Origin of the sequence: Microcystis sp. LEGE 08355 (genome assembly GCF_015207185.1) — a bacterium.
In the GTDB taxonomy this organism is placed as follows: Bacteria; Cyanobacteriota; Cyanobacteriia; order Cyanobacteriales; family Microcystaceae; genus Microcystis; species Microcystis panniformis.
Map to the genome: position 1 here is coordinate 1 of NZ_JADEXI010000318.1, position 5,359 is coordinate 5,359.

The 5,359-nt window shown below is 41.3% G+C and carries 7 protein-coding genes and 3 pseudogenes; 7 read left to right on the plus strand and 3 right to left on the minus strand.

Translation table 11 applies throughout. The features are described 5' to 3' along the window. Nucleotides 1-97 (plus strand): uracil phosphoribosyltransferase (locus IQ242_RS15715; RefSeq protein ID WP_305070282.1); only part of this gene is annotated, 97 nt, incomplete at its 5' end. A gap of 14 nt (nucleotides 98-111) precedes the next feature. After that, nucleotides 112-399, plus strand: a complete 288-nt coding sequence (locus IQ242_RS15720; RefSeq protein ID WP_193960611.1) for a hypothetical protein — start codon at nucleotides 112-114, stop codon at nucleotides 397-399. Between the two features lie 223 nt (nucleotides 400-622). On the opposite strand, the pseudogene IQ242_RS15725 reads toward IQ242_RS15720, so the two are convergent. Together IQ242_RS15725 and IQ242_RS15730 are read right to left on the minus strand one after the other, a co-directional pair. Then, nucleotides 623-970: pseudogene (locus tag IQ242_RS15725) on the minus strand (PEP-CTERM sorting domain-containing protein); the annotation flags it as partial. Nucleotides 971-1,363: 393 nt separating this feature from the next. Further along, complete coding sequence (locus IQ242_RS15730) at nucleotides 1,364-1,732, minus strand: hypothetical protein (protein WP_228021032.1); 369 nt, start codon at nucleotides 1,730-1,732, stop codon at nucleotides 1,364-1,366. A gap of 227 nt (nucleotides 1,733-1,959) precedes the next feature. On the opposite strand from IQ242_RS15730, the gene IQ242_RS15735 reads away from it, so the two are divergent. From IQ242_RS15735 to IQ242_RS15750, 4 genes and pseudogenes are all read left to right on the plus strand, one after another. Beyond that, a complete protein-coding gene (locus IQ242_RS15735; RefSeq protein ID WP_193960612.1) occupies nucleotides 1,960-2,268 on the plus strand; it encodes a hypothetical protein in 309 nt (102 codons plus the stop codon). Between the two features lie 269 nt (nucleotides 2,269-2,537). Then, nucleotides 2,538-3,756, plus strand: a pseudogene (locus IQ242_RS15740) (ISAs1 family transposase). A gap of 20 nt (nucleotides 3,757-3,776) precedes the next feature. Continuing rightward, on the plus strand, nucleotides 3,777-4,073 hold the full coding sequence (locus IQ242_RS15745; protein WP_193960614.1) for a DUF6516 family protein: 297 nt from the start codon (nucleotides 3,777-3,779) through the stop codon (nucleotides 4,071-4,073). Between the two features lie 47 nt (nucleotides 4,074-4,120). Then, a complete protein-coding gene (locus IQ242_RS15750) occupies nucleotides 4,121-4,912 on the plus strand; it encodes a Uma2 family endonuclease (protein ID WP_193960613.1) in 792 nt (263 codons plus the stop codon). Between the two features lie 36 nt (nucleotides 4,913-4,948). Here IQ242_RS15750 and IQ242_RS26280 read toward each other — a convergent pair whose 3' ends face one another. After that, on the minus strand, nucleotides 4,949-5,137 hold the full coding sequence (locus tag IQ242_RS26280) for a hypothetical protein (protein ID WP_228021033.1): 189 nt from the start codon (nucleotides 5,135-5,137) through the stop codon (nucleotides 4,949-4,951). 39 nt (nucleotides 5,138-5,176) lie between these two features. Between IQ242_RS26280 and IQ242_RS15755 the strand changes: the two are divergent. Next, a pseudogene (locus IQ242_RS15755) lies at nucleotides 5,177-5,359 on the plus strand (IS607 family transposase); the annotation flags it as partial.

Here is a 5,359-nt window from a genome sequence, read left to right on the forward strand (position 1 = left end):
CATCTATACGGCTATTATCGATGAAGGATTAAATAGCGGCGGTTACATCGTGCCGGGATTGGGCGATGCCGGCGATCGAGCTTTTGGAACCTATTAGGAGAAAAGGGGATTATGAGTCAGCGAGATGGGTTTACGGGCGGTTTTTTAGCCGGTGCGATTGTCGGTGGTTTAGTGGGCGGTGTTTTGGGGACAGTGTTGGCTAATCGCAGCCGTCGCGGTTTAGGAGATGGGGATAATCAAGCTTTTTTAGAGGAGAGCCGCAATGGGCGCTTGACTCCAGAGGAAGGCATGGAAATGGCCCGCCGCAGTTTAGAAGATAAAATTGCCCAGTTAAATCTAGCTATCGATGATGTGCGTCAACAGTTAGGATCGGTACAGGAAAACGGCAGCGATCATTAAATAGGGCTGGCCGAATAAATCTAAAAACCTCTTCCCTAATTTCCTTGGCTGTAGCTTGGATTACTGTTGCTTGTGTAGTCACGATTTTTGATCATTCTACGGCCAATCCTAACATAATTCAGGACTGAGATGCTAACTATCGAAACCCCCCAAAAAAAGAGAGAGAAAACCCGCGCCTCCTCTCCTCTTCCAGAAAACGGGTTTCTCAAAGAAACCCGTTTTCTTAAGTGTCGCTGCCGCCCCCAGTAAGCCTAACAGCACTCCCTAGCATTAAGCCGCCTAGGGTGATAAAACCAAGAAGGCTAGAGGGTTCTGGAACAGGAGTCGCATCAAGCATAACGTTATCGAAAACTAATTGTGTCCCCCCATTATTCGGACGGTCAATAGAGATGCGAATTCCCGCACCCTGATTGGCAATCCCCGCCAGATAAGAAGTGTTGAACGATAAGAACACACCTCTTGACGAAAAGGAACTCTGATTGAATGTAAAACTTGACAAAACGGTATTATTATCACTCCGGCGAAGCGAAATTGTACTGTTCGGCAAGGTCAAGTTGCCCGGTTCATCTAGACCTGGACTTCCCCCATACATAAATACTAAAAAATTAACAAAACCCTTACTGCAGGTCGCTTCTAAGAAAAAATTGAAAAGAGGCTACTGGGTACATTTTTTACTTAAAAATGGCTGTACCGTTGACTGTATCTGGAGTAGAGCGATTCCGTAGAGTTGGCTGTATAGTGATCGCTAACCTGATTTTAACAGATAGTGTCATTAATCTCTAGAGTAAGGGATTCCCTCTGTAGCCATGTTTTTGCTGGTTTTCTGCCCCGAAACAAGCTATAATAGTCTAAAGGTCAAATTTGAAAATTTTTGCCTCAAACCCTATCTGCGTAAGAACTTCAGGATTTTGTGTCCAGTAGTTCATTGGTATTGTGTTGCTTTAACTCAGGCTCTGTAAGACTTTTAGCCATAGCTAGTATGTTTATACGGGGGAAGTCCAGCTAGACGAATACCCGCGAATAAATTGAGCGTGTATCGAGTTCTGGCTTGATAAGTGGCGGCTACATCTTGATAGATCGATCCACCATTGAAAGCAATAAGACCCGCCTGCGAACCGTCGGGTACTCCGCTTGGAAATTGAGTCGCATTGAATGGCTGAACCCCCGCACTGCCACTACTCACAGTCCAACCGGTAATAACTGGTGAAAAATTAGGGGTTGATGGTGTCTCGAAGGAAAAATTATTGACAGTCACGCTTGCAGCTTGTGCTTCACCAGCCGTTGCCAGAGTCGCTAGGGCAACTCCAGAGACAAAGCAGAGTTGTAATTTCATAAAAAAGGGTTAATGGTAGATGATTTGAATGCGTGCGACATTTCGGTTTGGGTGAAGCGATAGCGCAGCCCAAAACAATGACAAGCAAACAGAACATTCCAGATCATACACACTCCCCCCTGCGTTGTATCATAAAATACAATTTAATAAATCTTTACATTCTTCTCCTCCAGGGCTGACGCTTGCTAGAATGAAATCCCGCTTGATTTTTGGTAATGAGACAGTTTATGTTAGATTTTCATCTATCTGTTCAGCCTGAAACAGAAAAACGCCTTAAAAAGATTTTAAACTCTATCAAAGATCAAGAAAAATTTGCCCAAAGCATTATTGATTATCAGATTGCCGAATTACAAAAAAGCAATTTGAATCTAAAATTAGATTTAGCAGCTCTGGAAAAACAATATCAAATGACATCCCCAGAATTTTATCAGCAATTTTCTCAAGGTATTTTAGGAGATGAATCGGATTTTATAGTTTGGTCTGGACTATATGAAATGCTTCTTCAAAACCAGGCTAATCTCCAGGAATTAAAATGATTGAAGCCTATTTCTTGCAAATCGAACAAACCATTCGAGAATTTCCTAATGTGAGATATTTATCACTGACCAAGAAAATTTATAACCAGGGTAAGCTCATCTAATTTGGTATAAATTGTACTTGACAAAGATTTCTGAATAGGGTAATCAAATCGCCATAGCACCGTCCCGCACTGCCAGTACCCAGACTTAGCCGCTGCTACCTCTGTATAATTTATAATTAGCCTTAGTCTCACTGTTGTTGATGAAAATTAATGAGGAAATAGCTCATGGGTAAAGGTTTTGCTCCCGTTCTCCCCACCGGAAATAAAGCTCAACTAAAACCTGAGCTTCCTTTAACATCAATAAATGAAATTCAAGCTAGTTTATTGACTTATCTTCAAGATATTCCTGACCCAAGAGTGTCCCGAACCCAAAAACATTTATTAACTGATATTTTAGTCATTGCTGTTTTAGCAGTTATAGCAGGAGCCAAAGGTTGGGAAGACATGGAAAATTATGGACTCAGTAAGCAGTCTTGGTTATCTGAGTTTTTAGAATTACCTAATGGCATTCCTTCTGATGACACTTTTCGGCGGGTTTTTGAACGGATTAACCCGGAAGTTTTGGCCAAAGTTTTGTCTCAATGGCTGCCCCATTTAATCGGTTCTCTTTCGGGGGAAATAGTTCCCATAGACGGGAAAAGTCTCAGAGGTTCTTACGACCGTAATCAAGGAATTAAAGCCTTGCATTTAGTGACGGCTTGGGCGGGGGAGCAGAAATTAGTTTGAGGACAAGTCAAGGTGGAAGATAAATCCAATGAGATTACTGCTATTCCCGCTTTACTAGAACTGTTAGACCTTCAAGGGGCAATTATCACCCTAGATGCTATGGGAACTCAAACGGCGATTATTAATCATATTCAAGCCAAAAAAGCTGACTACGTTGTCGCCCTTAAAGCTAATCATCCGACTCTTTATACTCAGGTCAAAAACTGGTTTTAGCAAGCTCAAGCACATCAATTTGATGGTATTCAATTTAGTTATGATTACCGTCTGGAAAAAGGTCATCATCGCCTCGAAAAACGTTGGTGTTGGGCTGTACCTTTAGAAGCTTTCGGCGGTCTTTATCAACAGGCTCAATGGCAAGGACTTCAAAGTATTATCATGGTTAAACGAGTTCGTCATCCTGGTCATAAAACCACTTGTGAAGTCCAATTTTATCTCAGTTCTCTCCCTGCTGATGCTCAAAAAATAGGTAATGCTATTCGTAAACATTGGGGCATTGAAAATCAGGCTCATTGGATTTTAGATGTTACTTTTAATGAGGATCAATGTCGGATTCGCTCTGGTCACAGCCCTCGTAATGGGAGCCTTCTTGAGACGAGTAGCACTTAACGCTCTTAACCAGGAATCCACTTACCGACGTAGTCTGGCACAAAAAAGTAAACGGGCGGCCATGGATAATAACTATATGATGGCTGTGCTGAAAGCCTTTTGTCAAGCCTAATTGAGATGCTCTTACCCTGAATTTATAACGCAAGTCAAGGTTATATTAATGGTTCAATTATTTTTGAGAATAATCATCGCTTAGACTTTGTTGAAGTTAAAAATACTGACACAAAACCAAAGATAAAATATCGCTATCATTACATGAACGAAGCTCAAGTTATGATCTTCCGTTATGATAATGCACCCCATCATGTTAAAATTGCCACTTTCCCCCATCATAAACACGAGGTTGATGACATTAAAGAAAGCCTTGAGCCAAGTCTTGAGCAAGTGCTTTTAGAAATCGCAGAAAAACAACGAAATCTAAAACCGTAATTTTCTGTTAGAATTAGCAGTAATCAAACACCACGCTTGCAGGAGCTATGGTTAACCTCACATATAACAAAAATCGCCCTCTTCCCAGCGCCGAAGAATTGCCCTCTTCCGATGAAACTCCAGTGGACAATCAGTTACAAAATGATCTTCCCAATCTGCTGCTAAATTTATTAGCTTTAATTTGGTCTGGTCGAGATGATTGGTATTTTGGGGTAGATATGGCTGTTTATTACAACCCAGACGAATCAGCTTTTGTCCCCGATGGTTTCTTAGCAGTTGGAGTCAACCATGATACGGGAGAAAGAGGTCGGTTAAGCTATATTTTGTGGGGGGAAAAATATATCTTGCCGATTTTGTTTTTAGAGGTAATTTCCGAGAAATATAATAGTGAATATGAGGAGAAACTCTTAAATTACCAAAGCCTAGGGATTCTGTATTATGTAATTTACAATCCTTTCAGTGGCAGAAGAGAAAGATTTAAAAAGCGACAACGATTAGAAGTATATAAATTAATATCAGGAAAATATGAACTTCTAGAAAGTGAGAATAATCGAGTCTGGTTGCCAGAAATTGGCTTGGCGCTAGGTTACGAAAAAGGAGAACATATTGCTTGGTATCGAGAATGGTTATACTGGTATGACCAGTCGGGAAATCGCTATCTAACGGCTGAGGAAAGAGCGATGAACGCAGAAGCGATCGCTGCTCAAGAACGGCTGGCGAAACAAGAGGCTGAGGCGATCGCTGCTCAAGAACGCTTGGCTAAACAAGAGGCTGAACAAAAAGCCATCCGGTTGGCTGAAAGGCTCAGAGCGCTTGGAATTAACCCCGATGAAATGTAGTATCTGACTTCTCCAAGGTATCAACAACAACCCGCATCACAAATCATCTTTTAACGATGCCATGAGTGCGTCGTGTTCCGCAGCTGTCATGCCAAGAGTTGCGGCCTCGTGCTGTAATTTTCTGGCAATAATAGATAAGCTGGGACGAGCTACCATAAGGCTGACAATTTCATCATCCGGTATTGTAAAGTTTTGTAAAAAATATATGCAAATGACGGCAAACAACTGCTAATATGTTTAGTACAAGTTTACATTGCAGTTCACATGAAACTATCAGATTATGCTAAGAAAAAAGGGATCAGTTATGACACTGCTTGGAGAATGTGGAATCGAGGGCAGTTACAAGGAGAACGTCTTCCTACAGGAACAATTATTATTTTTGAAGATGACCGTTCTTGCGGTGAAAATAAAGTAGCTATTTATGCGCGAGTTTCTAGTTCAGAAAAT

What these genes read in the sequence shown, in the direction of transcription:
- IQ242_RS15720 (WP_193960611.1), top strand. Translation starts at nt 112, where the DNA reads ATGAGTCAGCGAGATGGGTTTACGGGCGGTTTTTTAGCCGGTGCGATT.
- IQ242_RS15730 (WP_228021032.1), bottom strand. Translation starts at nt 1,732, where the DNA reads ATGAAATTACAACTCTGCTTTGTCTCTGGAGTTGCCCTAGCGACTCTG.
- IQ242_RS15735 (WP_193960612.1), top strand. Translation starts at nt 1,960, where the DNA reads ATGTTAGATTTTCATCTATCTGTTCAGCCTGAAACAGAAAAACGCCTT.
- IQ242_RS15750 (WP_193960613.1), top strand. Translation starts at nt 4,121, where the DNA reads ATGGTTAACCTCACATATAACAAAAATCGCCCTCTTCCCAGCGCCGAA.